The 26,834-nt window shown below is 67.7% G+C and carries 18 protein-coding genes; 16 read left to right on the forward strand and 2 right to left on the reverse strand.

Features of this window, described 5'->3' with window-relative positions; all coding sequences use genetic code 11:
- Positions 1-3 precede the first annotated feature (3 nt).
- The 3 genes from IGS74_RS19920 (at position 4) to IGS74_RS19930 (ending at position 3,243) form a co-directional block, all read left to right on the forward strand.
- Positions 4-1,320, forward strand: coding sequence for an ABC transporter substrate-binding protein (locus IGS74_RS19920; RefSeq protein ID WP_192388545.1), 1,317 nt, complete (start codon positions 4-6; stop codon positions 1,318-1,320).
- An 80-nt stretch (positions 1,321-1,400) separates the two neighbouring features.
- A complete protein-coding gene (locus IGS74_RS19925; RefSeq protein WP_039195584.1) occupies positions 1,401-2,333 on the forward strand; it encodes a sugar ABC transporter permease in 933 nt (310 codons plus the stop codon).
- Positions 2,334-2,343: 10 nt separating this feature from the next.
- Positions 2,344-3,243 carry a carbohydrate ABC transporter permease gene (locus IGS74_RS19930; protein ID WP_192388547.1) on the forward strand — a complete coding sequence of 300 codons (900 nt, stop codon included), beginning with the start codon at positions 2,344-2,346 and terminating at the stop codon, positions 3,241-3,243.
- Positions 3,244-3,309: 66 nt separating this feature from the next.
- On the opposite strand, the gene IGS74_RS19935 is transcribed toward IGS74_RS19930, so the two are convergent.
- Positions 3,310-3,750, reverse strand: coding sequence for an Lrp/AsnC family transcriptional regulator (locus IGS74_RS19935; RefSeq protein WP_039195586.1), 441 nt, complete (start codon positions 3,748-3,750; stop codon positions 3,310-3,312).
- 148 nt (positions 3,751-3,898) lie between these two features.
- On the opposite strand from IGS74_RS19935, the gene alr reads away from it, so the two are divergent.
- From alr to IGS74_RS19995, 12 genes are all read left to right on the forward strand, one after another.
- Complete coding sequence (alr, locus tag IGS74_RS19940) at positions 3,899-5,044, forward strand: alanine racemase (protein WP_192388549.1); 1,146 nt, start codon at positions 3,899-3,901, stop codon at positions 5,042-5,044.
- Entirely contained in the window at positions 5,041-6,297 is a 1,257-nt protein-coding gene (locus tag IGS74_RS19945; protein ID WP_192388551.1) for a D-amino acid dehydrogenase, read from the forward strand. The genes alr and IGS74_RS19945 overlap by 4 nt, the downstream gene beginning before the upstream one ends.
- An 86-nt stretch (positions 6,298-6,383) precedes the next feature.
- The gene (gene ahcY / locus IGS74_RS19950) at positions 6,384-7,781 is read left to right on the forward strand and encodes an adenosylhomocysteinase (protein ID WP_192388552.1); all 1,398 of its coding nucleotides are present in this window, start codon (positions 6,384-6,386) and stop codon (positions 7,779-7,781) included.
- Between the two features lie 116 nt (positions 7,782-7,897).
- Positions 7,898-10,288, forward strand: coding sequence for an ATP-binding protein (locus IGS74_RS19955; RefSeq protein WP_192388554.1), 2,391 nt, complete (start codon positions 7,898-7,900; stop codon positions 10,286-10,288).
- Positions 10,288-11,820: a tRNA (adenosine(37)-N6)-threonylcarbamoyltransferase complex ATPase subunit type 1 TsaE gene (tsaE, locus tag IGS74_RS19960; protein ID WP_192388556.1), complete on the forward strand. Its 1,533-nt coding sequence runs from the start codon at positions 10,288-10,290 to the stop codon at positions 11,818-11,820. Before IGS74_RS19955 ends, tsaE begins: the two co-directional genes overlap by 1 nt.
- On the forward strand, positions 11,817-12,551 hold the full coding sequence (locus IGS74_RS19965) for a nucleotidyltransferase family protein (RefSeq protein WP_192388558.1): 735 nt from the start codon (positions 11,817-11,819) through the stop codon (positions 12,549-12,551). The genes tsaE and IGS74_RS19965 overlap by 4 nt, the downstream gene beginning before the upstream one ends.
- A 20-nt stretch (positions 12,552-12,571) precedes the next feature.
- Entirely contained in the window at positions 12,572-15,670 is a 3,099-nt protein-coding gene (gene addB / locus IGS74_RS19970; protein ID WP_348641878.1) for a double-strand break repair protein AddB, read from the forward strand.
- Positions 15,667-19,212, forward strand: coding sequence for a double-strand break repair helicase AddA (gene addA / locus IGS74_RS19975; RefSeq protein WP_192388560.1), 3,546 nt, complete (start codon positions 15,667-15,669; stop codon positions 19,210-19,212). Before addB ends, addA begins: the two co-directional genes overlap by 4 nt.
- A gap of 126 nt (positions 19,213-19,338) precedes the next feature.
- Positions 19,339-19,662, forward strand: a complete 324-nt coding sequence (trxA, locus tag IGS74_RS19980; RefSeq protein WP_039195941.1) for a thioredoxin — start codon at positions 19,339-19,341, stop codon at positions 19,660-19,662.
- A 129-nt stretch (positions 19,663-19,791) separates the two neighbouring features.
- The gene (locus IGS74_RS19985; RefSeq protein ID WP_192388562.1) at positions 19,792-22,188 is read left to right on the forward strand and encodes a membrane-bound PQQ-dependent dehydrogenase, glucose/quinate/shikimate family; all 2,397 of its coding nucleotides are present in this window, start codon (positions 19,792-19,794) and stop codon (positions 22,186-22,188) included.
- 15 nt (positions 22,189-22,203) lie between these two features.
- The gene (locus IGS74_RS19990; RefSeq protein ID WP_192388563.1) at positions 22,204-23,178 is read left to right on the forward strand and encodes a bifunctional enoyl-CoA hydratase/phosphate acetyltransferase; all 975 of its coding nucleotides are present in this window, start codon (positions 22,204-22,206) and stop codon (positions 23,176-23,178) included.
- Positions 23,175-24,341, forward strand: coding sequence for an acetate kinase (locus tag IGS74_RS19995; protein ID WP_192388565.1), 1,167 nt, complete (start codon positions 23,175-23,177; stop codon positions 24,339-24,341). Before IGS74_RS19990 ends, IGS74_RS19995 begins: the two co-directional genes overlap by 4 nt.
- Here the strand turns inward: IGS74_RS19995 and rmuC are convergent.
- Entirely contained in the window at positions 24,252-25,619 is a 1,368-nt protein-coding gene (rmuC, locus tag IGS74_RS20000; RefSeq protein ID WP_206688198.1) for a DNA recombination protein RmuC, read from the reverse strand. The genes IGS74_RS19995 and rmuC overlap by 90 nt on opposite strands.
- A 691-nt stretch (positions 25,620-26,310) precedes the next feature.
- Between rmuC and IGS74_RS20005 the strand changes: the two genes are divergently transcribed.
- The gene (locus IGS74_RS20005) at positions 26,311-26,745 is read left to right on the forward strand and encodes a rhodanese-like domain-containing protein (RefSeq protein ID WP_206688199.1); all 435 of its coding nucleotides are present in this window, start codon (positions 26,311-26,313) and stop codon (positions 26,743-26,745) included.
- Positions 26,746-26,834 lie beyond the last annotated feature (89 nt).

Raw genomic sequence — 26,834 nt, forward strand, 5'->3', positions numbered from 1 at the left:
CCCATGAAGATCACGCGCAGAAACGTCCTTGCCGGCACCGCCGGCATCGCCGCCGGCGCGGCCCTCGGTGGCCGCTTCGGTATCGGCAACGCCTTCGCACAGGCGGCGGAGCCCACCTTCACGCCGGAAGCCGGCGCTTCCCTGCGCGTGCTGCGCTGGGTCCCGTTCGTGCCGGCCGAGGAAGAGGCTTTCCTCGCCAACACCAAGGCCTTCACCGACGCCACCGGCGTCGCGGTGCGGATCGACAAGGAAAGCTGGGAAGACGTCCGCCCGAAGGCGGCGGTGGCCGCCAATGTCGGTTCCGGCCCCGACATCGTCATGAGCTGGTTCGACGACCCGCAGCAATATCCGGACAAGCTGCTCGACCTGACCGACCTTGGCGAGTATCTCGGCGCGCGTGACGGCGGCTGGTATCCGGGCCTGGAAGGCTACGCCAAGCGCGACGGCAAGTTCATCGCCCTGCCGCTCTGCGCCATCGGCAATGCGATCTGCTACCGCGACAGCCATATGAAGGCCGCCGGTTTCAGCGAATTTCCGAAAGACACGGCCGGGTTCCTCGAGCTCTGCAAGGCATTGCAGGCCAAGGGCACGCCGGCCGGCTTCCCTCACGGCAAGGCGGTGGGCGACGGCAACAACTATGCGCACTGGCTGCTGTGGAGCCACGGCGGCAAGATGGTGGACGAGTCCGGCACCGTCACCATCAACAGCCCCGAGACCCTGGCTGCGATCCAGTATGCGCAGGAGCTGTACAAGACCTTCATCCCCGGCACGGAGAGCTGGCTGGACGTCAACAACAACCGCGCCTTCCTGGCCGGCCAGGTATCCCTGACGGCAAACGGCGTGTCGATGTACTATGCCGCGATGAAGGACCCGGCGCTGGCCGAGCTCGCCGCCGACATGCGCTCCGTGAACCTGCCCATCGGGCCGATCGGGGAATCGGTCGAGCTGCACCAGGCCTCGACCATGTCCGTCTTCTCCCACACGCAGTACCCGGAAGCCGCCAAGGCCTACCTGAAGTTCATCTACGGCAACGACCAGATGAACGCCTGGGTGCAGGGCGCCAACGCCTATTGCTGCCAGCCGCTGCGCGCCTACGAGAGCAACCCGGTGTGGACCGCCAACCCGATCCACGAGCCCTACTCGCGCGCTTCGGCCAGCCTGCGCCCGAACGGCTATGCCGGCCCGCTCGGCTCGGCATCGGCGGGCGCCATGGCCGACTACGTGCTGGTGGACATGTTCGCGGAGGCCGTCACCGGCCAGCGCTCGCCGGAAGATGCGATGCGCAACGCCGAACGCCGCGCCAGCCGCTACTACCGCTAAAGCCTGCGTGGGGTATCGCCGGGTCCGCCTCGAAGGCGGGCCCGGCCTTCCGCCCGGCCCATCCTTCGGGGAAACGATCCATGTCCAGCATCGAGAGCGCGCCTAAGCCCTCCTTCCTCGACCGCCTGTCGCAAAGCCGGAACGGCCTCGGCCTTCTGTTCATGCTGCCGGCAGCGGTCTTTCTGATCTGCTTTCTGACCTATCCCTTGTTCCTGGGCGTCTGGCTCGGCTTCACGGATACGCAGATCGGAAGGCCGGGCGTCTTCATCGGCCTGGAAAACTACCTCTGGCTGTTCGATGACAGCGTCTTCTGGATGTCGGTCTTCAACACCGTTCTCTACACCACCGTGGCGTCGGTGCTGAAGTTCGCGCTGGGCTTGTGGCTCGCCATCATCCTGAACGAGCACCTGCCCTTCAAGAATCTGTTCCGCGCCATCATCCTTCTTCCATGGGTGGTCCCGACCGTGCTGTCGGCGCTCGCCTTCTGGTGGATCTTCGACAGCCAGTTCTCGATTATCTCCTGGGTGCTGATGCAGTGGGGGCTGATCGACGCGCCCATCAACTTCCTCGGCGATCCCAACAATGCCCGCGCTTCGGTGATCGCCGCCAACGTGTGGCGGGGCATTCCCTTCGTGGCGATCTCGCTTCTCGCCGGCCTGCAGACCATTCCGCAGTCGCTGCACGAGGCAGCGGCGCTCGACGGCGCGACATCCTGGCAGCGGTTCCGCAGCGTCACCCTGCCGTTGCTGACGCCCATCATCGCGGTCGTCATGACCTTCTCGGTCCTGTTCACCTTTACCGATTTCCAGTTGATCTACGTGCTGACACGCGGCGGCCCCGTCAATGCCACGCACCTCATGGCGACGCTGTCCTTCCAGCGCGGCATACCGGGCGGCCAGCTCGGCGAGGGCGCGGCCATCGCCGTCTCCATGATCCCCTTCCTGCTCGCAGCGATCCTGTTCAGCTTCTTCGGCCTGCAACGGCGCAAGTGGCAGCAGGGCGGCAACGACTGAGGCACCGACAATGACCGACACGACCCAGACCAACGCCGCCCCAGTCACCGACGATATCGTCGGCATGTCGCATCACGACACGCTGGCCCGCCGCATCCTGGTGATCTACCTGCCCCTGGCGATCTTCGTCTTCGTCCTGCTGTTTCCCTTCTACTGGATGACGATTACCGCCATAAAGCCGAACGAGCAGCTCACCGACTACCAGACCTACAGCCCGTTCTGGGTGGTCAGGCCAACGCTGGACCACATCCGCTACCTGTTGTTCGAGACGTCCTATCCGGGCTGGCTGTGGAACACGATCATCGTGGCGGTGGCCTCCACCTTCCTCTCGCTGGGGGCATCCGTCTTCGCCGCCTACGCCATCGAGCGGGTGCGCTTCAGCGGTGCGCGTGTCGCCGGCCTGTCGATCTTCCTGGCCTATCTGGTGCCGCCCTCCATCCTGTTCATTCCGCTGGCCTTCATCGTCTTCCAGGCCGGCATCTTCGATTCGCGGCTGGCGCTGATCCTGACCTATCCGACGTTCCTCATTCCCTTCTGCACATGGCTTCTGATGGGCTACTTCAGGTCGATCCCCTTCGAACTGGAGGAAAGCGCGCTGGTCGACGGTGCGACACGCTGGCAGATCCTGACCAAGATCGTGCTGCCGCTGGCGGTCCCCGGGCTCATCTCGGCCGGCATCTTCGCCTTTACCCTGTCGTGGAACGAGTTCATCTACGCCCTGACCTTCATCCAGTCGTCCGAGAACAAGACCGTACCGGTCGGCGTTCTGACCGAACTGGTGCGCGGCGACGTCTATGAATGGGGTTCGCTGATGGCCGGCGCGCTGATCGGCTCGCTGCCGGTGGTGATCCTCTATTCCTTCTTCGTCGACTATTACGTCTCGTCGATGACGGGCGCCGTGAAGGAATAGACCGGCAAACCGGCGTCGGCCGCATGCGGCCGGTGTCCCGGGCCGATGCCCCGACGCTGAGGGGCTCTAGAGCACGCTGCGGATCGCGAAGCTGGAATTGATCCGCAGCACGCCGGGCAGACGCGACAGGATTTCCTTGTGGACACGCTCGTAATCGCCCGCACCGGCGACTTCGAGCCGTAACAGGTAATCCTCCTCGCCCGTCATCAGGTAGCATTCGCGGATCTCGGGATGCTTCAGCACCTCGGCTTCGAAACGGTTCAAGACGTCTTCCGTCTGCCGCTCCAGGCTGATCCGCACGATCACCACATGCGCATCCGCCGCCGCCGGCCCGGAAACCAGCGCCGTGTAGCCGCGGATCACCTTCCGCTCCTCCAGAATCTGCACACGCCGAAGGCAGGCCGACTGCGACAGGCCGACCTTCTGCGCCAGCGCGGAATTGGTCTGCCGCCCATCCTGCCGCAAGGCGCGGATAATGGCCCGGTCTATCCGATCGAGGTCGTGCAAATTATTGCGAGCCTTTCGAATTTCATGCGAAGAAACTGCGAATATTGGTCTGTCCTTTTGTCATAAGCGCGAACATTCGACAATCATTCGGCCATTCTTTCCGTAGCGCGCGCCGGCGCGGAAGATCGGGATAAACGGGCCGAACGTCATGCAGTCCAAGAGCTCAATCGCGACTCCACCGCTGGCCATGGCCGGCGCCGGCATCCTGACGATCGATCTTGCCGCCATCCGGTCGAACTATCGTGGCCTCGGCAAAACCGCCTGCGGCGCCGCCGTGGCCGGTGTCGTCAAGGCCGACGCCTATGGCCTCGGCGCCCAGCGGATCGTGCCCATCCTGTACGCGGAAGGATGCCGCACATTCTTCGTCGCCCAACTGATGGAAGCCCTCGCCCTGCGTGAGGCATTGCCCGGCGACGCCGAACTCCTCGTCCTGAATGGCGTGCAACCGGGGCTCGAGGCGGTGTGTGCGGAGCGGCGGATCGTCCCCGTTCTCAACTCGCGTCCGCAGTTCGAGGCCTGGCGCGCCCTTGCCCACCGCCTCGGGCAACGCCTGCCCGTCGCCCTGCAGGCCGACACCGGCATGTCCCGCCTGGGCATGCCACCGGAAGAGGTCCAGGCGCTGGCCGCCGACGCCACGGCGTTCGAGGGTCTCGACTTCACCCTGTTCATGAGCCATCTCGCCTGCGCCGACGAGCCGGACAACCCTGCCAACGCCATGCAGCTCGCCAACTTCCGGGCCCTGTCGGCACGCCTGCCCGCGGCGCGCCGGTCGCTGGCCAATTCGGCGGGCGTCTTCCTGGGAGAAGAGTATCGCTTCGATCTCGTCCGGCCCGGCATCGCGCTCTATGGCGGCGTACCCATCTCCGGCCGGCCGAACCCGATGACACCGGTGGCGACGGTGAAAGCGCCGGTGGCGCAGGTCCGCACCGTGCCGGCCGGCGCCGGCATCGGCTACGGATTCAGCCGCCACGCGGCGGACCCGATGCGCCTTGCGACCATCCCCGTCGGCTACGCGGATGGGTGGCATCGCAGCCTCGGCAACAGGGGGGCGGCCTGGTTCGGCGGTCATGAGCTGCCCTTCGCCGGGCGGGTGTCGATGGACAGCATCATCCTCGATGCGACCGCCGCGCCAGGGCTGGCGCCCGGCGACATGGTCGAGCTGGTCGGACCGCACCGCGATCTCGAAGAGGTTGCAGCCGATGCCGGCACCATATCCTATGAAATCCTGACGTCGCTCGGCACCCGCTTCACACGGGTCTATCGCGATGACAGCGGCAAGGGAGCCATTGCATGAAGGTTGCAGTTCTGGGTGGCGGCGTCGTCGGCGTCACATCGGCCTGGTATCTGGGCAAGGCCGGCCACGAGGTGACGGTCTTCGACCGCGAAAAGGGTCCGGCGCTGGAAACCAGCTTCGCCAATGCAGGCCAGGTCTCGTTCGGCTACTCTTCGCCCTGGGCCGCCCCCGGCATTCCCGTCAAGGCGATGAAGTGGCTGATGATGGAGCATGCCCCGCTGATCCTGCGGCCGAAGCCCGATGCTGCGATGCTGGGCTGGATGGCGCAGATGCTGTCCAACTGCACGGCCGCGGCCTATGCGCGCAACAAGGGCCGTATGCTGCGCGTCGCCGATTACAGCCGCCAGTGCCTGGCGGCGCTGCGGACCGATACGGGCATCGCATACGACGCCCGCCAGCGCGGCACCCTGCAACTGTTCCGGACGCAGGCGCAGGTCGACGCCTCGGCCAAGGACGTCAAGGCGCTGGCCGCCGACGGCATCCCCTTCGAGGTGCTGGACGCGGATGGCTGCGTTGCGGCCGAACCCGCGCTGGCGCGTGTGCGGGGCAAGATCGCCGGCGGCCTGCGGACCCCGCAGGACGAAACCGGAGACTGCTTCAAGTTCACCAATGCCCTCGCCGCCATGGCCGAGACGGCCGGAATTTCGTTCCGCTTCGGGTGCACGGTCGAGCGGATCGTGGAACAGGGCGGCCGGGCCACGGGCGTCGTCGTCGATGGGCAGACCGAGGCCTTCGACGCGGTCGTCGTGGCGCTGGGGAGTTTCTCGCCCTTCATGGTGCGCCCGCTCGGCATCCGCATCCCCGTCTATCCGGTAAAGGGCTATTCGCTGACCATCCCCATCCGCGACGCTGCGCTGGCCCCCGAATCGACCGTGATGGACGAAACTTACAAGATCGCCCTCACGCGGCTCGGCAACCGGATCCGCGTCGGTGGCATGGCCGAGATTTCCGGATACAACAACGCCTTGCCGCAGGCGCGGCGGCGTACGCTGGAACATTCCGTCAGCGACCTCTTCCCCGGCGGCGACCTGTCGGCAGCCAGCTTCTGGTCCGGCCTGCGCCCGATGACGCCGGATGGCACGCCGATCATCGGCAGGACCTCGGTGGGCAACCTCTTCCTGAACACCGGCCACGGCACACTCGGCTGGACGATGAGCTGCGGTTCGGCGCGGCTTCTGGCCGATATCGTCAGCGGCCGAAGCACCGACATCCGGAGCGACGACCTGTCGGTCGACCGCTACGGGAGGACATAAGGAAAAGTTTATATCCACCTTGTGCGCTGCGCCGGCCATCTGGTAGATCGGTCGCCAATCGAGGCTCCGGAACGGGATTTTCCGTCATGACCGCACAAGACTACGTCGTCCGCGACATCGCCCTGGCCGACTGGGGCCGCAAGGAACTCACCATCGCCGAAACCGAGATGCCGGGCCTGATGGCCTGCCGCGACGAGTTCGGCACCGACAAGCCGCTCAAGGGCGCGCGCATCTCCGGCTCGTTGCACATGACGATCCAGACGGGCGTGCTCATCGAGACGCTGCAGGCGCTGGGCGCCGACGTGCGCTGGGCTTCGTGCAACATCTTCTCCACCCAGGACCACGCGGCGGCCGCCATCGCGGCCACGGGTACGCCCGTCTTCGCCGTGAAGGGCGAAAGCCTGGAGGAATACTGGGAATACACCGACCGCATCTTCCAGTGGCCGGATGGCGGGCCCTCCAACATGATCCTCGACGATGGCGGCGATGCCACGATGTACATCCTGATCGGCGCGCGCGCCGAAGCGGGTGACGACGTGTTGTCCAACCCGGGCAACGAGGAAGAGGAGATCCTCTTCCGTCAGATCGCCAAGCGCATGCAGGCGACGCCGGGCTTCTTCAAGCGTCAGCGCGATGCCATCCGTGGCGTCACCGAAGAGACGACCACCGGCGTCAACCGGCTGTACCAGCTGCAGAAGAAGGGGCTCCTGCCGTTCCCGGCCATCAACGTGAACGACAGCGTCACCAAGTCGAAGTTCGACAACAAGTATGGCTGCAAGGAATCGCTGGTCGACGGCATCCGCCGCGGCACCGACGTGATGATGGCCGGCAAGGTGGCCGTCGTCTGCGGCTATGGCGATGTGGGCAAGGGTTCCGCCGCGTCGCTGGCCGGCGCCGGAGCGCGCGTGAAGGTCACGGAAGTCGATCCGATCTGCGCCCTGCAGGCTGCGATGGACGGTTTCGAGGTCGTGACGCTGGAGGATGCCGCGCCGACGGCCGACATCGTCATCACCACCACGGGCAACAAGGACGTCGTGCGGCTGGAGCACATGCGCGCCTTCAAGGACATGTGCATCGTCGGGAACATCGGCCATTTCGACAACGAGATCCAGGTCGGCGCGCTGCGTAACCTGAAGTGGACGAACGTCAAGCCGCAGGTCGACCTGATCGAGTTTACCGACGGCAAGCGCATCATCCTCCTGTCCGAGGGGCGCCTGCTCAACCTCGGCAACGCGACGGGCCACCCGTCCTTCGTGATGTCCGCCTCCTTCACCAACCAGACGCTGGCGCAGATAGAGCTGTTCACCAAGGGCGATGCCTACGCCAACGAAGTCTACGTGCTGCCCAAGCACCTGGACGAGAAGGTGGCGCGGCTGCATCTCGGCAAGCTGGGCGCACGCCTGACCGAGTTGAGCGTGGAGCAGGCCGACTATATCGGCGTGTCGCCGCAGGGCCCCTATAAGGCCGAGCATTACCGCTACTGACGCATTCGTTGCCGGGCAGGCTACGGAAGCGATTCCATCTGCCCGCTTGACGCTCTAGACTTGGGCGAATCGAGCCGGGGTGCACGCCCCGGCGGGGACGCTCGAGGGGACTGCGAATGCAGGGTGAAACGCAGGCGGGACAACTGGCGGGTTCCGCCAGCCCGGAGATGATTCTCGCGCTTGCGGTGGCCGCCCTGTTCCTGGCCGGCGCCCTGCTGATCGCCGTCTGGCACATGCGCCAGCGCGCCCGCCTCATGGCCGATGCCGACAGGCTGCGCGGAGAACTCGCCGACGCCCACGGCCTGGCCGACATCCGCGCCGGCATCATCGCCGCGACCGACCAGCGTATCGTGGCCTTTGCCGGCCGCGACACGCCCGAGGTGCTCGGCAGCCTGCCGCGGGAATACGAGGCCCCGCGTGAGGCCGCCGCCTTCCTGTCGTTCCGGGACTGGATGCCGGCCTATGACGCGATGGCGCTGGAACGCGAGATCGACCGGCTGCGCGCCAGCGCGGAAAGCTTCCGCCGCGAAGTCGAGCTGGCCAACGGCCGGCCGCTGGAAGTGGCCGGCCGCACCGTCGGGGCGCTCGCCGTCGTGCGTTTCACGCCCCTGTCCGGCATGCGCGAGGAGCTGGCAACCCTGCGCATCGAACGGCAGCGCACCACCGCCACGATCGAGACCATGCAAAGCCTGTTCGACGCCGCGCCCATGCCCATGTGGCTGCGGGCGCGCAGCGGCGTGCTGGTGTGGGTGAACACCGCTTTCGCCCGCAGCGTCGAGGCGGACAGCGTCGACGAGACGGTGGACCGGCAGGTCGAGTTCTTCAATGCCCAGGATCGAGCCGCAATCGCGCAATCGGTTGCCGGAACGGGTGTGTTTCGCGGCGGGCTGACCGCGGTGGTGGAAGGCGACAGGCGCAATTTCGACGTCATCGAGGCGGCGGGCCCGCTCGGCTCGGCCGGCCTTGCCTCGGACGTGTCCGCCGTCGAGGCGGTGCGCCGCGAATTGAAGGCGACGTTGCGCAGCCATTCCGAGACGCTCGACCACCTGACGACGGCGGTGGCGCGCTTCGACGCCAAGACCCTCCTGACCTATTACAATGCCGAGTTCCAGAAGCTCTTCGACCTTTCGGAATCCTACCTGGACGGCAAGCCCGATCATGTCGCCATCATGGACCAGTTGCGCACGCGCGGCATCATGCCGGAAGACAGGCCGCTGCGCGACCTGAAGGACGAGATCCTGGCCGCCTACCGCGCCACGCGCCCCACCGACGCGCTGTGGCATCTGGCCGACGGACGCACGCTGCGCGTCTTCGCCAGCCCGGAGCCCCAGGGCGGCGCGACATGGGTGTTCGAGGATCTGACCGAGAAGTTCCAGCTCGAAAGCCGCCTCAACTCGCTGGTCCGCCTGCAGGGCGAAACGCTCGACTATCTGAAGGAGGCGGTCGCCGTGTTCGGCCAGGATGGCCGGCTGCGCCTGTCCAACCCGACCTTCGCGGAAATGTGGGGCCTCTCGCGCGATTTCCTGGCCGCCAAGCCGCACATCCGCTCCTTTGCCAAGGCGACGCCCTTTCCGCTGCGCAAGGGGGTGGCGGGATCGCCGTCCTGGGAGCTGTTCGCCAATGCGGTGACGGCCTTCGACGAGGGTGCGCGCCTGACCGAAAGCGGCGAGTTCGAACTGGAGGACGGCCGTACCCAAAGCTACGGCATCGTGCCGCTGCCCAACGGCCAGACCATGCTGACCTTTTCCGACGTTTCGGTGGCGCGCCAGGCCGCGCGCATGCTGCGCGAGCGCAACGAGGCGCTGGAGGAAGCGGACCGCCTGAAGAACGATTTCGTCCAGCATGTCAGTTACGAGCTGCGCTCGCCGCTGACCAACATCATCGGCTTCTCGGCGCTGCTGCGATCCCTGGACACCGGCCCGCTGACGGAGCGCCAGAGCGAATATCTGGATTACATCATCACCTCGACACGGGCGCTGATGACCATCGTCAACGATATTCTGGACCTCGCCTCCATCGATGCCGGCACGCTGCAGCTCGACCTGTCCGACGTCGACATCGCGCGCACGGTCGAGCAGGCCATCGAGGCGGTCGAGGACAGGACGCGGCAGGGCGATATCGAGATCGAGACCGACCTTGCGGCGGGCAGCACGTTCCGCGCCGATGGCAAGCGGGTTGTACAGATCCTGTTCAACCTTTTGTCCAATGCGGTCAATTTCTCTCCCGCCGGGGGCGTCGTGCGGTTGACGGTGCGGCGAGACGGCACCGATACGCTTTTTTCCGTAACCGATGAAGGACCGGGCATGTCGCCGGAAACCGTGACCAAGGCGTTCGAGCGCTTCGAGCAGAATGCGGCGGGGGCCCGCAAGTCGGGCGCCGGCCTGGGCCTGTCCATCGTCAAGAGCTTTGTCGAGTTGCATCAGGGCGAGGTGGAGATTACCTCAAGCGCCGGCTCCGGAACCGTCGTGACCTGTCGTTTCCCCAAATTGCACGAGGCCGCGCATTGATGGTGACAGTAGACCCCGGCCTGATCGTCCACCTGCCGGACGAAGCCGCCGCCCATGCCTTCGCGCAGGATCTGGCGGCCATCCTGCGTACAGGCGACGTCGTGGCGATGACCGGAGACCTCGGCGCCGGCAAGACGACGCTGGCGCGCGCGCTGATCCGCCAGTTGGCCGGCGAGCCCGACCTGGAAGTCCCCTCGCCGACCTATACGCTGACGCAGACCTACGAGACGGCGCCCAAGGTGACGCATTTCGACCTGTATCGCCTGGCCGATGACAGCGAGCTGGACGAGCTCGGCTTCGAGGAAGCCGCCGAAACCGGCATCGTGCTGGTGGAGTGGCCCGAGAGGGCGCGCCAGGTGCTGGAAGAGGCAAACCTGACGATCGCACTGCGCATCGCGCCGGACGGTGGCCGCGACGCCACCCTGTCCCCCACGCCCGAACTCGCGCTTAGGCTGGCGCGCAGCCTGGCGATCCGCCAGTTTCTGGTCGATGCCGGCTTCGACGGGGCGCACCGTATGCCCTTTCCGGCCGACGCCAGCATGCGCCGCTACGAGCGCGCCACCCATGACGGCCGATCGATGGTGCTGATGGACGCGCCGGCGCAGCCGCCGGGCCCGGCGATCCGCGACGGCCGCGCCTATACCGAAATCGCCCATATCGCGCGTGACGTCCGCCCCTTCGTCGCCATTGCGGAAGAACTTACTGCACGCGGCTTCACCGCGCCGCGAATCCTTGCGGCCGACGTTCCTGCCGGGCTCGTCCTTCTCAGCGATCTCGGCGTCGAGGGGATCGTCACCCCGGACGGCGTGCCGATCCCCGCGCGCTACGAAGCGAGCGCCCGTGCGCTGGCGCTGCTGCATGCCGAGGACTTCACCGGGCCGATCGAGACGCGGCACGGTTTCGCCTGGGCGATACCGCCATTCGACAGGCCGGCATTGGCCATCGAGGTGGAGCTTCTTGCGGACTGGTACTGGCCCCGGCAGCACGGCGAGCCCATCCCCGACGCGAAGCGGGACGCGTTCCGCGCTGCTTGGTCGGCCACGTTCGACGCCCTCGAAGGCGCGCGCCGCGGCCTGGTGATGCGCGATTTCCATTCGCCGAACATCCTGTGGCAGGCGGCGGAAGACGGGCCCCGGCGGATCGGCCTCCTGGACTTCCAGGACGCCATGATCGGGCCGGTCGCCTACGACCTCGCCTCCCTGGCGCAGGACGCGCGCGTGGATATGCCGCTGGAGCTGGAAGAAGCGGTTTCGGCCGCCTATCTGGAAGAGGCGCTGGCCATCGACCCGGCCTTCGACGCCGAGATGCATGCCGCGCAATACGCGATCATGGCGGCGCAACGCGCGACCAAGCTGCTCGGACTGTTCGTGCGGCTGCACGAACGTGACGGCAAGCCGCAATACCTGCGTCACATTCCACGTATTCAGACCTATCTGAACCGATCGCTCGCGCATCCGGCCAATGCGCGGCTGAAGGCGATCTACGATGACTGGGGCGTTACCGGCGCCTGGCGGACGACAGACGAGACATGACACGACAGACGATGCACCGGCCGAAGACGGCCATGATCCTGGCGGCCGGAATCGGCAAACGCATGCGGCCGATCACCGCCACGATTCCCAAGCCGCTGGTGGAAGTGGGTGGCAAGGCTCTCATCGACTACGGAATCGAGGCGCTGCTGCGCAACGGCGTCGACCACCTGGTCGTCAACGTTCATTACCTGCCCGATCTCGTGCGGGCCCATATGCGCAAGCGCCGCGACGTGCGCGTGGACATCTCCGACGAAAGCGACGCCCTTCTGGAAAGCGGCGGCGGCATCGCCAAGGCCCTGCCCCTTCTGGGGCCGGATCCGTTCTACGTCATCAACTCGGACACATTCTGGGTCGAGGGCTACCGCGACAATCTCGACCTCATGGCCGCGATGTGGGACGACAGGACCATGGACGTCCTGCTGCTCATCGCCGACATGAAGCGCGCGACGGGCTACGACGGACGCGGCGATTTCGTCATGGATGTGGAGGGACGGCTGACCCGCGTCGACGAGCGCGACATGTCGCCCTTCATCTATGCCGGGGCCGCCATCATCCACCCGCGCGCCTTCGACGGCTTCGGCACCGAGCGCTATTCGCTCAACCGCGTCTTCGACCGCGCCATCGAGAACCGCCGGCTGTTCGGCGTGCGTCTCGACGGGCTGTGGCTGACGGTCGGCACGCCCGACGCCATCGGCGCCGCCGAGCGGGTGCTCGTCGCCAGCGCGGCGTGACGGCGATGGATGGGCGGGCCTTGCGCGTTTTTTCCATTCCGCCGCGCCTGCCCTTCCTGCCGACCCTGGCGAAAGAGATTCTCGGCGGCCGGATCGTGCCCGGCATGGCCGCAGGTACCGGCGACCCGCTGGCGCTCGCGGCCCTGACGATCTATGTGCCGACGCGGCGCGCCGGACAGACTCTCGCCGCCGCGCTGGCAGCGGAACTGGGCGGGGTATCGGCCATCCTCCCCCGCATCCGCACCCTCGGCGAAGAAGACGAAGCCGCCGGCTTCCGGCCGGATGGCCCGTCCACCCTTCTGCCTGCCATGGAGCCGTTGCACCGCCGCCTGCTGCTGGCGCGCCTGATCCGTTACTGGAAAACGCAACTGGCCGGCGCCTCCCTCGACGTCCTCGGCGAGGAGGAACTGGTGCTCCCCGCCTCGGCGGCGGACGCCGTTTGGATGGCCTCCGACCTTGCCGCGCTGATGGACGAGGCAGCCGGAGAAGGAATCGACCTCGGCGCGCTGGCGCGCATCGACATGAGCGACCGGCTGGCCGGCTGGTGGCAGTTGACGCAGACCTTCCTGTCCATCGTAACCGAACACTGGCCGGGCGAACTCGCCGCGCTCCAACTGGCCGACGCCGCGGCCCTGCGGCTTGAGCTCGCGCGGCGGGAGGCGGCGCGCTACCGCGCCGAAGGCAGCAAGGACCCGGTCCTGGTGGCCGGCGCCGTCACCAGTGTCGGCGCGACGCTGGACCTCATGAAGGCGATCGCCGGCCTGCCCAACGGGGCCGTCGTGCTGCCCGGGCTGGACAAGCGGCTCGACGACGATGCCTTCCAGCGGGTGCGCCGCGCCCATGAAGCCGCGGCGGCGGGCCACCCGCAATACACGCTGGCGCGCATGCTGGATGGCCTTGGCCTGGCCCGCGCCGACGTCCGCGAGATAGACGGCCCCGTTGCACCGGCTCTGCGCGCGCGGGAAACCATTTTCTCCGAAGCGATGCGGCCTGCCGAGACGACGGAGCGCTGGCACGCCGCCGCCCTGGATGTCCCGGCCGGGTTGGATGGCGTCAGCCTGATCGAGGCGGCGGACGAAGCGGAAGAGGCCCTGGCCATCGCCATCGCCATGCGCGAGGCCCTGTCGCAGCCCGGCAGCCGCGTCGCGCTGGCAACGCCGGACCGGGCGCTCGGCCGCCGTGTCTGCGCCGAACTGGAGCGTTTCGGCATATCGGCCAACGATTCCGCCGGGCGTCCGCTGGCCGCGACGCCGCCGGGCGAACTCGTCCGGCTGGCACTGCAGGCCGCGCTGGCGCCCGGCGATCCCGTGGTGCTTCTGTCTTTGATCAAGCATCCGCTGACCCGCCTGGGGATGGCGCCGGCCGATGTTCGGCGCGGCGCCCGTGCGGTCGAGATCGTGGCGCTGCGCGGCGGCACCGGGGTTGCCGATGCCGGCGGCCTGGCAGCCCTGTACGACAGGCGCCGCCGGCAACGGGCGGACGATCCGCGCGTGGCGCGCGCCGTGGAGCTTCTGCCCAAGGCAGACCTTGCACTTGGCGCCTCGGTTGCCGAGGCGCTGGAACTGGCCCTGGCGCCGCTGACGGCCCTGCGCGGCGAGACCGCGCTGGAACTGGCCCCGCAGGCGATGCAACTGACCCTGGCGCTGGAGGCTCTTGCCGCCGACCCCGAAGGCACGCCCGCCGCCCTCTATGCCGAGGAAGCCGGGCAGGTCCTTGCCGCATGGCTGCGCGAAACCGTCTCGGCGCCGGCAACGGATTTCGCCTTCGCCCCGGCGGAGCTTCCCGATGTCGTCACGGCCTTGATGGCCGACCGACGCGTCGCCCCGCGCGGTGGCCTGTCGCATCGCGCCTTTGTCTGGGGCACCCTGGAAGCGCGCCTGCAAAGCGTGGATACGCTGATCCTCGGCGGTCTCGACGAGGGAACCTGGCCACAGGGCGCGCGCGCCGACGCCTTCCTGTCCCGGCTGATGCGCACCGAGATCCTGCTCGATCCACCCGAGCGCCGGATCGGCCTCGCCGCGCACGACCTCTGGATGTCGATCGGCAACAGGCGGCTGATCCTGACGCGGGCCGAGCGCCGGGGCGGCGCGCCATCCATCGCCTCGCGCTGGATGCAGCGGCTTGCGGCGGTGGCCGGCCCGGACGCCACGGCCCGGCTGCGGCAGCGGGGTGCTGCGTATATCGCCGAGGCCCGTCTGCTTGACGCGGGCCCCGAATTGCCGCGCCACCCCCGCCCCGAGCCGCGCCCCCCCGTCGAGTTCCGCCCCGACCGCATCTCGGTGACCGAGGTGGAGCGCCTGGTGCGCGACCCCTATGCCGTCTATGCGCGGCGCATCCTGAAGCTGGAGCCGTTCGAGCCGTTGATACGGGCGCCCGGCGCCACTGAGCGCGGAACGCTGTTCCACGATATCCTGGCCGACGTCGTGTCGGAGGGGCTGGATCTGGCGGCCCCCGACACCTTGTCCGCGCTGCTGGACATCGCGCGGCGCCGCTTCGCTGCGGCGGATCTGCCGCCGGAGATCGAGGCCGTATGGTGGCCGCGCATGGAAGGGCTGGCGCGGCGCTATCTGGCCTGGGAGCATGAAAGGAGCCCCCGCATCCGCGCCCGAAGGGCAGAGCTTGGCGGCCGGCTCGACCTTGCCGAGATCGGGTTGACGCTGACGGGCTATGCCGACCGCATCGACATGACGGTCGATGGCGGCGCGGAGATCATCGACTTCAAGACCGGGCTTTCTCCGTCGATCAGGCAGGCGCGCACGCTGCTGGCACCGCAATTGCCGCTGGAGGGGGCGATGTTGAAGCTCGGCGCCTTCGACGGCCTGCCCGCCGGCACGCCCATCGCCGGCCTGAGCTACGTGCGGCTTCGCGAGCGGGACTTCGTCGAAGAGGCACTGGCGACACCGGGCAGCGCGAAAGGCGAGGCCATCACCGTGGACGGGTTGGCCGATGCCGCCCTGGCGCGGCTGCGGGCCCTCGGCGCCGCCTATCGCAACCCCGCCAAGGGCTATCTGTCGCGTGCGCGCCCGTTCATCGCCGCCGACATGTCGGGCGATTACGACCAGCTTGCCCGCTCGCGCGAATGGGCGATGGCCGAGGAAGGAAGCGAGGAACAGGAATGAGCGGTCTTTCCGTTTCCGCCGCCACGGTCCACGCGCAGGAGCGCGCCTCCGATCCGTCCCTGTCGGTCTTCGTGGCGGCCAATGCCGGCTCCGGCAAGACGCACGTCCTGACGATGCGGGTGGTGCGGCTGCTCCTGGCCGGCGTCAGCCCCGGCCGTATCCTGTGCCTTACCTATACGAAGGCGGCGGCGGCGGAGATGCAGGCCCGCGTCTTCACCACCCTGTCGCGCTGGACGCGTGCCGATGACGACACCCTCGGCAAGGAGCTGGCCACCCTGCGCGGCGGCACGCCGGGCGATATCCCGGCCGCGCGCCGCCTGTTCGCCACCGCGCTGGAGACGCCGGGTGGCCTGAAGATCCAGACCATTCACGCCTTCTGCGAAGCCATCCTGCACCAGTTTCCGCTCGAGGCGAACGTACCCGGCCATTTCCAGGTGATGGACGATGGTGAAAGCGCACTGCTGCTGGCCGAGGCGCGCCGCCTCCTGGTCGTGCTGGCCAGGTTGGACGGCGGCACCGGGGCGGACCCGGCGCTGGCGGAGGCCTTCGCCGAGGCGCTCGAGCTTGCGGGGGAAGCCGGCCTCGACGGGTTGATCAATGCGTGCATCGCCCGCCGCGACCGCATCGGCGCCTTCATCGAGGGCAATGGCGGTCCGGAGAATGCCGTCCGGGTGCTGAAACAGGCGCTGGGCGTCGGCGACACCGATCCCCTCTCTGGCATCGTCGATCCGCCCGGTTTCGATGCCGCATTCTGCCGACAGCTCGGCGTCGTAGCGGCGCAGGCCGGCGGCTCCACGAACGACAAGCTCTGCGAGAAGCTGGCGCGCCTCGCGGCCTCGCAAACTGCGCAGGAGCGATATGGCGTCCTTCGCTCGCTGGTGTTCACAGCCAAGGGCGATCGCTTCAAGCTGGGCAGTGTCGCCACCAAGGCCGTCGTGGCAGCCGTGCCGGAGCTCGAGGCCCGGCTCGGGATGCTGGGCGACTTCCTCGACGGCTGCGCCGAACGCCTCGCCAGCGAGCGGCTGTTCCGTGCCAGCCGCGCGGCCCTCGTGATCGCCAACCGGCTGGAGCGCGATTATCGCGCCCTGAAGCAGCGGCGCGGCAAGCTGGATTTCGAGGATCTGATCGTGCGCACAGCAGATCTTCTGCTGCGGCGCGAGGCCTCGGCCTGGGTGCACTACAAGCTCGACAAGGGGATCGACCATGTGCTCGTCGACGAGGCGCAGGATACGAGCCTGCGCCAGTGGCAGGTGGTGCGGGCGCTGGTCGACGAATTCTTCCACGGTGCCGGCGAGTCGCGGCGGCGCACCGTCTTCGCGGTCGGCGACGAAAAGCAGTCGATCTATTCGTTCCAGGGTGCGTCCCCCGCGATGTTCGCGCAGGAGCGACGGCGGCTGGAGCAACTGGCCGCACGATCGGGCCAGCCCTTCCATCGCGTCGGGTTGCACCAGTCGTTCCGCTCCGCGGCCGAAATCCTGTCCGCGGTCGACAGGATCTTCGCCGACGAAACGCGCCGTCGCGGCCTGTCCAGCGAGGGCGAGGCGCCGGTGCATGAATCCGCGCGTGCCGCCCAGGCGGGCCTTGTCGAGGTGTGGCCCACCGTCAGGCCGCTTCCCGCCAGCGAAACCGACGACGATTGGCTGCGGCCCATCGACCATCAGCCGATGGATGCGCCCATTCATCGCCTGGCCCGACGGATCGCCGGGCAGATCGAGGAATGGGTTGGCACACCCGTCGAGGTGAAGGGCGTGACCCGCCCGCTGGATGCGGGAGACGTCATCATACTGGTGCGCAAGCGCTCGGCCTTCGTGTCCGCCATGGGCGCCGCCATCCGGGCGCTGGGCAACCCGGCCATACGCGTCGCCGGGGCCGACCGGCTCACCATCACCGACCATCTCGCCGTGCAGGATCTGATGGCCATCGGCCGCACCGTCGCCAACGCCGAGGACGAGCTGTCGCTGGCCGAGGCGTTGAAAAGCCCGATCTTCGGTTTCAGCGACGCCGACCTGATGGCGCTTGCCTTGTCGCGCGGCAATGCAGGCCGGCCGCAATCCCTCTATCTGGCCCTGCGCCGGCTGGCGGGCGGGCTCGATCCTGCCCGTCTGCAACCGTTCGGCGTCGATGCGGATGCACTGGCCGAACGTGCCAAAAGCGCCTTCGAGCGCCTGGAATCGCTGCGCGACCGGGCCGGCTATACCGGCGTCTACGGCTTCTATGCGCGCCTTCTCGGCCCCGAGGGCGGCCGGGCTGCCCTGTCCGCCCGCCTTGGCCGCGATACCGGCGAGGTTCTGGACGCGTTCCTGGATCTTGCCCTGACCGCCGAGCAGGATGGACGCGCCGGGCTCGACGCGTTCCTTGCCGACCTTGCCGCAAGCCCCCCGGTCGTGCGCCGGGAGATGACGCCGCTGAAGGGCGAGGTCCGCATCATGACGGTGCATGCCGCCAAGGGGCTGGAAGCACCCGCGGTCTTTCTGGTCGACCCCGGTTCGGAGCCGTTCACCACCAGCCATGCCGCGCGCCTGATCGAGTGGGAGGGCATGCCGGGGCAACCATCCGAAAGCCAGCCCGGCTTTCTCTGGTGTCCCGACAGATCGTGCCGCAACGCCGAGATCGAAAGGCTGGCGGCGCTGGAGCGCGCGCGGGCGGAAGACGAGTATCGCCGCCTTCTTTACGTGGGCTTGACGCGCGCGGCCGACCGCCTCGTCGTCTGCGGCTATTCCGGTGTCAGGGAGCCGAGTGCCGAGAGTTGGTCCGCCCATGTCCGGGACAGCCTCGGCGACGCCGCCGAGGCGATTCTCGACCCCTCCGGCGCGGTCGTCGCCTGGCGCATCGGGGCACCGCCGCAGGGCAGGATGGCGGACGTGGCCGTGTCTGCGCCGGCCCATCCCACGGCTATGGACCTGTCCCCGTTGCCGGCCGAGGAGATCGGCCCCCGCCCGCTGACGCCCTCGACGGCCGGCGGCCAGACGATCGAACGCTTCGAAGGGCCGGCATGGCGCTCGCCGGTCCTGGACGGGCCGGCCGATCCGGCCACCGCGCTCCTGCGCGGACAACTGGCCCACCGCCTGCTGCAGGTCCTGCCCGACCTCGCCGACGACGCGCGGACCGAGGCCGCCCGCAGCTATGTCGCGCGATCCGCACCCGCCTGGCCGGCGGAGGAGCGCGAAAAGTTGATCGAGGAGGTGAACGCCGTGCTGCGGGAGCCGGCATTCGCCCCCATCTTCGCGCCGGCCAGCCGCGCCGAGGTCGCGATTGCCGGAACGGTCGAGCTCGATGGTCGACGCCTGCCGGTGAATGGCCTGATCGACCGCCTGGCCGTGGAGGCGGACCGCGTCCTTCTGGTGGACTACAAGACCAACCGCCCCGTCCCGCGGGATGCCGCCGCCATTCCGCAGGCTCATCGCCGGCAGATGGCGCTCTATGCGGCCTTGCTGGCCCCGCTGTTTCCGGACCGGCGGATCGAGGCCGCGCTGCTGTATACCGAAGGGCCGGTGCTGCACCGTCTGGACCCGGAGGCGCTGTCGCTCGGGCCACCTGCTTGAACGCGGCCATGCGAGGTTCTAACTATGGGACAGGCCCGGCGGCATGCGCGCAGAATCGTCGCGTGCCACCGGCAGTTGCAATCAACCGGCGCCGCCCCGTCGGGCCGGCGCGAAGTGGAGCCCCAAATGGCTACGAAGAAAACCGACAAAGCGTCTTTCCAGGCCGATGTTCTTCAGGCGTCCAAGCCTGTCGTCGTCGACTTCTGGGCCGAATGGTGCGGCCCCTGCAAGATGATTGCCCCCAGCCTCGAGGAAATCTCGGAAGAAAACGACGCTGTCCAGATCGTCAAGGTCAACATCGACGACAATCCGGATCTGGCTGCGCAGTTCGGTGTGCGGTCCATTCCGACGCTGATGCTGTTCAAGGATGGCCAGCAGGCATCCGTGCAGGTCGGCGCGGCGCCCAAGTCCAAGCTCGTCGCCTGGATCAATTCCAACCTGTCGGCATGAACGCACCGTTCACACGCGATTCGACAACCCGCCGCGCAACGGCGGGTTGTTTCTTTTTGACGCCGCGCTAATCACTCTCCGTGGCGCACGCCGTTTCGGATGCAGCGCCGTGTCTCGGGGACGTACAGCATGCCAGAACAGACATCCTCCGCCTTCGGCCGCTTCCTCCTGCGGTTCATCGGTATCGTCGTCATCATCGCCGGACTGTATCTTGCCGGCGGCGGAGCCTGGCTCGCCGGCCTCGGCGGCAGTTGGTACTATCTTCTGGCCGGCCTCGTCCTGCTTGCCTCCGGCGCGCTGATCGTCTCGCTCAGCCCCACCGGCACGGTGCTGTTCTGCCTCGTCTTCCTCGTCACCATCCCCTGGGCGTTGTGGGAGGTCGGGTTCGACTTCTGGCAACTCGTGGCGCGGCTGTTCGCCGTCGCGGTCGCCACCTGCCTTCTCCTGTTCCTGCATCCGACATTGCAAAGGGCCGCCGGGCGGCAGCCCTCTTTCGCCCCCTACGGCGCCGGGCTCGTTCTTCTGGTCGCCATCGTGGCAACGGGGGTCGCCGCCTTCTCTCCCAAGAACGTCGTCGCGCCGACGGCCAGCTACGCGGCACCGGACACGCCGGCACAGCCGGGCGAATGGCGCGAATGGGGCAAGGACAGCTTCGGCACGCGTTTCGCGTCCATCGACCAGATCACCCCTGCCAACGTACAGGATCTGCAGGTGGCCTGGACATTCCGTACCGGCGACCTGCCGGAAAGCACCGGCTCCGGTGCGGAAGACCAGAATACCCCCATACAGGTCGGCGATACGGTCTATGTCTGCTCCGCCTACGGCAAGGTCTTCGCCATCGACGCCGATGCCGGCACCGAGCGTTGGCGCTTCGACCCGCAGGCGCAGTCACCCAACTGGCAGCGTTGCCGCGGCCTTGCCTACTGGGAGGCCGGCGAAGAGCCCGCCCCGGCTGCGGACCCATCGCTTCCCGCCGGCGGCCAGCCGGCCCCTCAGGAAGCCGATGCCGCCCTGTGCAGGGGACGCCTGTTCCTGCCGACCATCGATGCCCGCCTGATCGCGCTGGACGCCGAAACCGGCCAGCCCTGCGCCGATTTCGGCCAGAACGGGACGGTGGACCTGACGGTCGGCATGGGCGAGGTCCAGCCGGGCTATTACCAGCAGACCTCCACCGCGCTCGTTGCCGGTGACCTCGTCATCGTCGGCGGCCGCGTGGCCGACAATTTCTCGACAGACGAGCCCCCGGGCGTCGTACGGGCCTTCGACGTGCGCACCGGCAACCTCGTCTGGGCATGGGATCCCGGCAACCCGGACCTGACCGGTGAGCCGCCCGCCGGAGAAACCTATACGCGCGGTACGCCCAACGTCTGGGCCGCCATGTCCTACGACCCCGAACTCGGCCTCGTCTATCTGCCGACGGGCAACGCCACCCCGGACTTCTGGACCGGCCATCGCAGCGAACTGGACAACCGGTACTCCTCTTCGGTGGTGGCGCTGGACCAGGCGACCGGCCAGGTCCGCTGGACCTTCCAGGGCGTTCGCCGCGATATCTGGGATTTCGACATGCCGGCCCAGCCGGTGCTGTACGATATTCCGGACGGCAACGGCGGTACCGTGCCGGCGCTGGCGCAGGTGACCAAGCAGGGCATGATCTTCCTTCTCAACCGCGAGACGGGAGAGCCCATCGCCGAGGTGGAAGACAGGCCGGTGCCGCAGGGCGACCTCGAAGGGGAAACCTACAGTCCCACGCAGCCCTTCTCGGTCGGCATGCCGATGATCGGCAACGAGACGCTGACCGAGGCCGACATGTGGGGCGCAACGCCCTTCGACCAGTTGCTGTGCCGGATCGCCTACCGCGGCATGCGCGTCGACGGCATCTTCACCCCGCCGGGCCTCGACAAGTCGTTGCAGTTCCCCGGGTCGCTGGGCGGCATGAACTGGGGCGCGGTGTCCATCGATGCCACCACCGACCTGATGTATGTCAACGACATGCGGCTCGGCCTCGCCAACTACATGGTGCCGCGCGCCGACATACCGGCCGGCGCCAGCGGCATCGAGATGGGCGTGGTCCCGCAGGAGGGCACCCCGTTCGGCGCGATGCGCATGCGCTTCCTGTCGCCACTGGGTATTCCCTGCCAGAAGCCGCCTTTCGGCACCCTGTCGGCGATCGACCTGAAGACGCAGGAACTGGTGTGGCAGGTTCCGCTCGGCACGGTCGAGGATACCGGCCCGCTCGGCTTCGCGATGGGCCTGCCCATCCCGATCGGCATGCCGACGCTCGGCCCGTCGCTGGCCACGCATTCGGGCCTCGTCTTCTTCGCCGGCACCCAGGATTTCTACCTGCGGGCCTTCGACGGACGGACGGGCGCGGAATTGTGGAAGGGGCGCCTGCCCGTCGGCAGCCAGGGCGGCCCGATGAGCTACGTCTCACCCGCAAGCGGAAAGCAGTATGTCGTGGTGACTGCCGGGGGCGCGCGCCAGTCGCCCGAGCGCGGTGACTATGTGATCGCCTATACCCTTCCCTGACCCGATGGGAGCGTCATGGACTTCACCGAACGCGGATCCGGGGCCGGCACGCCCTCACAACTGGACAGGCTGCTGGGGCTGGCCGACGCGGCAGCGCCGGCGCGGACCGCCGTGGTGCATCCCGTCGACGCCGTCTCGCTGGAAGGGGCGGTCGAGGCGGCACGCATCGGCTTGATCGAGCCGGTGCTGATCGGCCCGGCGGGACGCATCGACAAGGCGGCCGCAGCGGCCGGCATCGACATCGCCGGGATCGAGCGCGTCGACGTCGAGCATAGTCATGCCGCGGCCGAGGCCGCCTGCGCCCTGGCGCGCGACGGTCGCGTGGAGGCCCTGATGAAGGGCAGCCTCCACACCGACGAGCTTCTGGGCGCGGTGGTGGACCGCGCCAAGGGCCTGCGCACCGATCGTCGCATGTCGCATGTCTTCATCATGGATGTTCCGACCTATCCGCGCCCGCTCTTCATTTCCGACGCGGCCATCAACATCGCACCGGACCTGGCCACCAAGGCCGATATCGTCCGCAATGCCATCGACTGCGCCCATGCGCTGGGCGTGCCCGAGCCGCGCGTCGCGGTGCTGGCCGCCGTGGAGACCGTTCACCCCAACATGCCGGCGACGCTGGACGCGGCGGCCCTGTGCAAGATGGCCGACCGTGGGCAGATCGAAGGCGCCATCATCGACGGGCCGCTCGCCTTCGACAACGCCGTCTCGCCGGAGGCGGCCGAGCGCAAGGGCATAAGGTCAGCCGTGGCGGGGCGCGCCGACATCCTGATCGTGCCGGATATCGAGGCCGGCAACATGATGGCCAAACAGCTCTTCTACCTTGCGGCGGCACAGTCGGCCGGGCTCGTGATGGGGGCGCGCGTACCGATCATGCTGACCAGCCGCGCCGACGGGCGGCGGTCGCGGCTGGCTTCGGCGGCGGCGGCGCTGCTTGTGGCGCGCCGTCAGAAAAGCATGCGCGCCGCCAAGCAGGATAGCCCCGCATGACCCGGTGGCTCGTGCTCAATGCCGGTTCGTCCAGCCTGAAATTCGCCCTCTATGCCGATGACGGAGACGAACGCCTGCGCGGCTCCGTTTCCGGCATCGGCCACCGGCCGCGCCTGCGCATCCGGTCGGCTGACGGCGAGACCGAGGAGGAGACCCTCGACAACGGGCCGATCGACATGGACGGCGCGGCCGAACTCGTCTTCGACCGGCTGGAAAAGGGCGCGCTCGGCAGCCAGGAGATTTCCGCCATCGGCCATCGCATCGTCCATGGCGGCCGGAGGCTGACGGGCCCGGCACGGCTGAACGGGCCGACGCTCGATTATCTGTCCACGCTGGAGCCTCTGGCCCCGCTGCACCAACCCTACAACCTCGCCATCGTCGCCGCCTCCGCCCGGCGCTTCCCGGGTGCGTTGCAGGTCGGCGCGTTCGATACGGCTTTCCATGCCGCGCGCCCGGCGGTGCAGAAGCTCTACGGCCTGCCCCGCTCCCTGATCGACGACGGCATCATCGCCTACGGCTTTCATGGCCTGTCTTTCGAAGCCATCGCAGACAGGCTGACGCAGCGTTTCGGGGCGGACGCCGGCGGGCGCGTCCTGGTGCTGCATCTCGGCAGCGGCTCCAGCCTCTGCGCCATGCAGGGCGGCCGCAGCGTGGCGACCACCATGGGGTTCTCGCCACTCGACGGGCCTGTCATGGCCACGCGGTGCGGGGCGATCGACCCCGGCGTCCTGCTGCACCTGGTGCTGCGACAGGGCATGGCGCCGGACGCGGTGGAGGAGATGCTGTACCGGCGCTCAGGCCTTGCCGGCCTTGCCGGCCTGTCCGGCGACATGCAGGAACTGATGGCCGCCGACACGCCGCAGGCCCGTGAGGCGCTGGACTATTTCGCGCTCACCGTGTGCCGCCAGATCGGCGCGCTGGCGGCTGCGCTGGAAGGCGTCGACCGCATCGTCTTCACGGCCGGTATCGGCGAAAACTCGCCCGCGGCGCGCTCCATGGTGGCCCGCCGCCTGGGCTGGCTGGGCATCAGCCTCGACGAAGCCGCCAATGAGGCCGGGTCCGAGGACATATCGTCAGGACAGGGGCCCGCATTGCACGTCGTCGCCACCGACGAGGAGCGGATGGTGGCCCGCGCCATCGCCGCCGTCATCGACGGCGCGTAGGCGCCGGTCGATCGCGCGTCCGCGCGTCCGCGCCCCGTCGACGGCGGTCTGCGCCTCGCCCAGCTTCTTCTGCACCTTGTCCAGCATGTCGCCGAACCGTGAAAACTCGGTCTTCACGCCGCCCAGCACCTGCCACACCTCGCTCGATCGCTCCTGTATGGCCAGCGAGCGGAACCCCATGCGCAGCGATGTCAGGAGCGCCATCAGCGTGGTCGGCCCGGTCACGATCACCCGGTTGTCGCGCTGCAGCTGGTCGATCAGGCCCGGTCTGCGCACGACTTCCGCGAACAGGCCCTCCGTGGGCAGGAACATGACGGCGAAGTCCGTTGTATGGGGCGGCTGGACATATTTGGCAGCGATGTCGGCCGCGGCCTTGCGGATGGCGCGGTCCAGCCCCTTGGCCGCCTCTTCGACTCCATCGGCGTCGCCGCGCTCCGAGGCATCGACCAGACGCTCGTAATCCTCGGTCGGCAGCTTCGCGTCGATCGGCAGCCAAACCGGCTCCGCGCCGTCTCCGGGCAGGCGGATGGCATACTCCACGCGCTGGCCGCTATGCGGACGCACCTCCACATTGGTGGCATACTGCTCGGGCGTCATCACCTGCTCCAGCGCCAGCCCAAGGGTCGCCTCGCCCCAGGTGCCGCGCGCCTTCACGTTGGAAAGTACACGCTTCAGGTCGCCGACGCCGGTGGCGATGGACTGCATTTCCCCGACCGACCGGAAGACCCGCTCCAGATTCTCGTTCACCGTGTTGAAGGACGCGCCGAGACGCTGCTCCAGCGTCCCCTGCAGCTTCTCGTCCACGGTCACGCGCATTTCTTCCAGCTTGGCGGCATTGTCCTGCCGCAGGCGGTCGAGCCGGCTCTCCAGGGTCTGGCGCAGCGCCTCCTGCCGGCGCTCATTGGCCTCGGACATTTCGTGCAGACGGCCGGCGACACCCTGCAAGCCGTCGGCCTGGCGTCGCGTCGCGCCGTCCAGCGTGGTCATGGTCTGCGTGCCGAGGCGGTGCAGCGAAGCCCCGACCTCCTCCCGAAGGTGCCGTGCATCCGCCCGCGTCTGCGCGGCGGAATGGGCGAAATCCTCCCGCATGGCGCTGAAGCCGGCCTGCGCGAAACTCTGGGTCTCCGACATGCGGGCATCGAGCTGATCCAGCCGGTCGATGATCTCGTCCCGGGCCGATCCGCCCCGCGCAACCCGCGATAACAGCCAGACTGAGAAGCACAGGTTGAGAATCGTCAAGGCCAGAAGCGAGGCCCGCAGGATCGTGTCGGTAAGCATGGGCCAGTCCTCGACTCGAGTCGCAATGATCTCCTTTTGTTCTCATTTCATGATGTCGGCCGTCAAGCCAGGCGCATCGCAGCGCCGATTCCCGAAACGGAATCAACGCCTCGCGCGGATCGGCGTCATGCAAACGCCACAGCAGACCGCGGCGATTCTGCCACAGGCCAGGCCCTGCGCAAAATTAGGCCAAATTTTTCAACAGCTTGTCGAAGGTCTGATTGAAACTTTTCTGTCATCTGCCGGGAAGTCCGGCACCGCGCGAGAGTCAAGCAAGGGGGCGCGAAATAAAGTCGAAATTTTCCTTGTCGTTTCGCGATGCCTCGAGCGGAAAACGAATCCGTTGAGGAATCAGCCCATTAATCAAATGGGCTACACTATGGCTTTGTCCTCAGCGCCACAGTGCCCGCGCCGCGACGACGTTTTCCACGATTCGAAGCTTGCCCCAAACTGTCGACATGCGTAGCTTCCATTCAGCGACAAGAGCTTGCGGAAACGAAGTGTGGGGACAACGCGTGTTTTCCAGAACAAAATTGGAAATCTGGTGTCCTTCTAGGTTCAGCACACCCCTCGCTTAAGCTCTCGCAATTCCCGATCTGGCAACCGCGCGTCTTTGCGGCGTTGCCGACCCGTGTTGTGTTGTCATTTACCTGCCCGGCAGATGCTGCCGCGGCCCATGGAGAGTATCGTCGTGACGAAGCCCTATAAGGACGATGTAACGGCCCGGCAGTGCTGGGACGACCTCGAAGCCGGGGGTGACGCATTCCTGATCGATGTCCGGACACTGGCCGAGTGGACCTATGTCGGCTTCCCGCTGCTGCCCGGTGCGGCAAGGGACCCGCTCTTCGTCGAGTGGCAGAGCTATCCGTCGATGTCGGTCAACCCGGCCTTCGTGGAGCGGGTTTCCGCCACCGTCGAGGAGCGCGGCGGCTCCCGCCAGTCGCGGTTGTATTTCCTGTGCCGCTCGGGGGCCCGCTCGATGGCCAGCGCGGCGGCGATGTCGGCCGCCGGCTTTACCGAAAGCTTCAACATCCTCGATGGCTTCGAAGGCCCGCCGGATCCCGATGGCCACCGTGGCCGCGTGGCGGGATGGAAGGCCGAAGGCCTGACCTGGGTGCAGAAATGAGCGCGACGGGCGGCACCTGGTCGCTGGATGCGACGAAACGCCAGACGACGCATACGGCATTCGACCCTCATGAAGGAGCACAAACCCAG

It is taken from the genome of Aureimonas sp. OT7 (genome assembly GCF_014844055.1).
In the GTDB taxonomy this organism is placed as follows: Bacteria; Pseudomonadota; Alphaproteobacteria; order Rhizobiales; family Rhizobiaceae; genus Aureimonas; species Aureimonas altamirensis_A.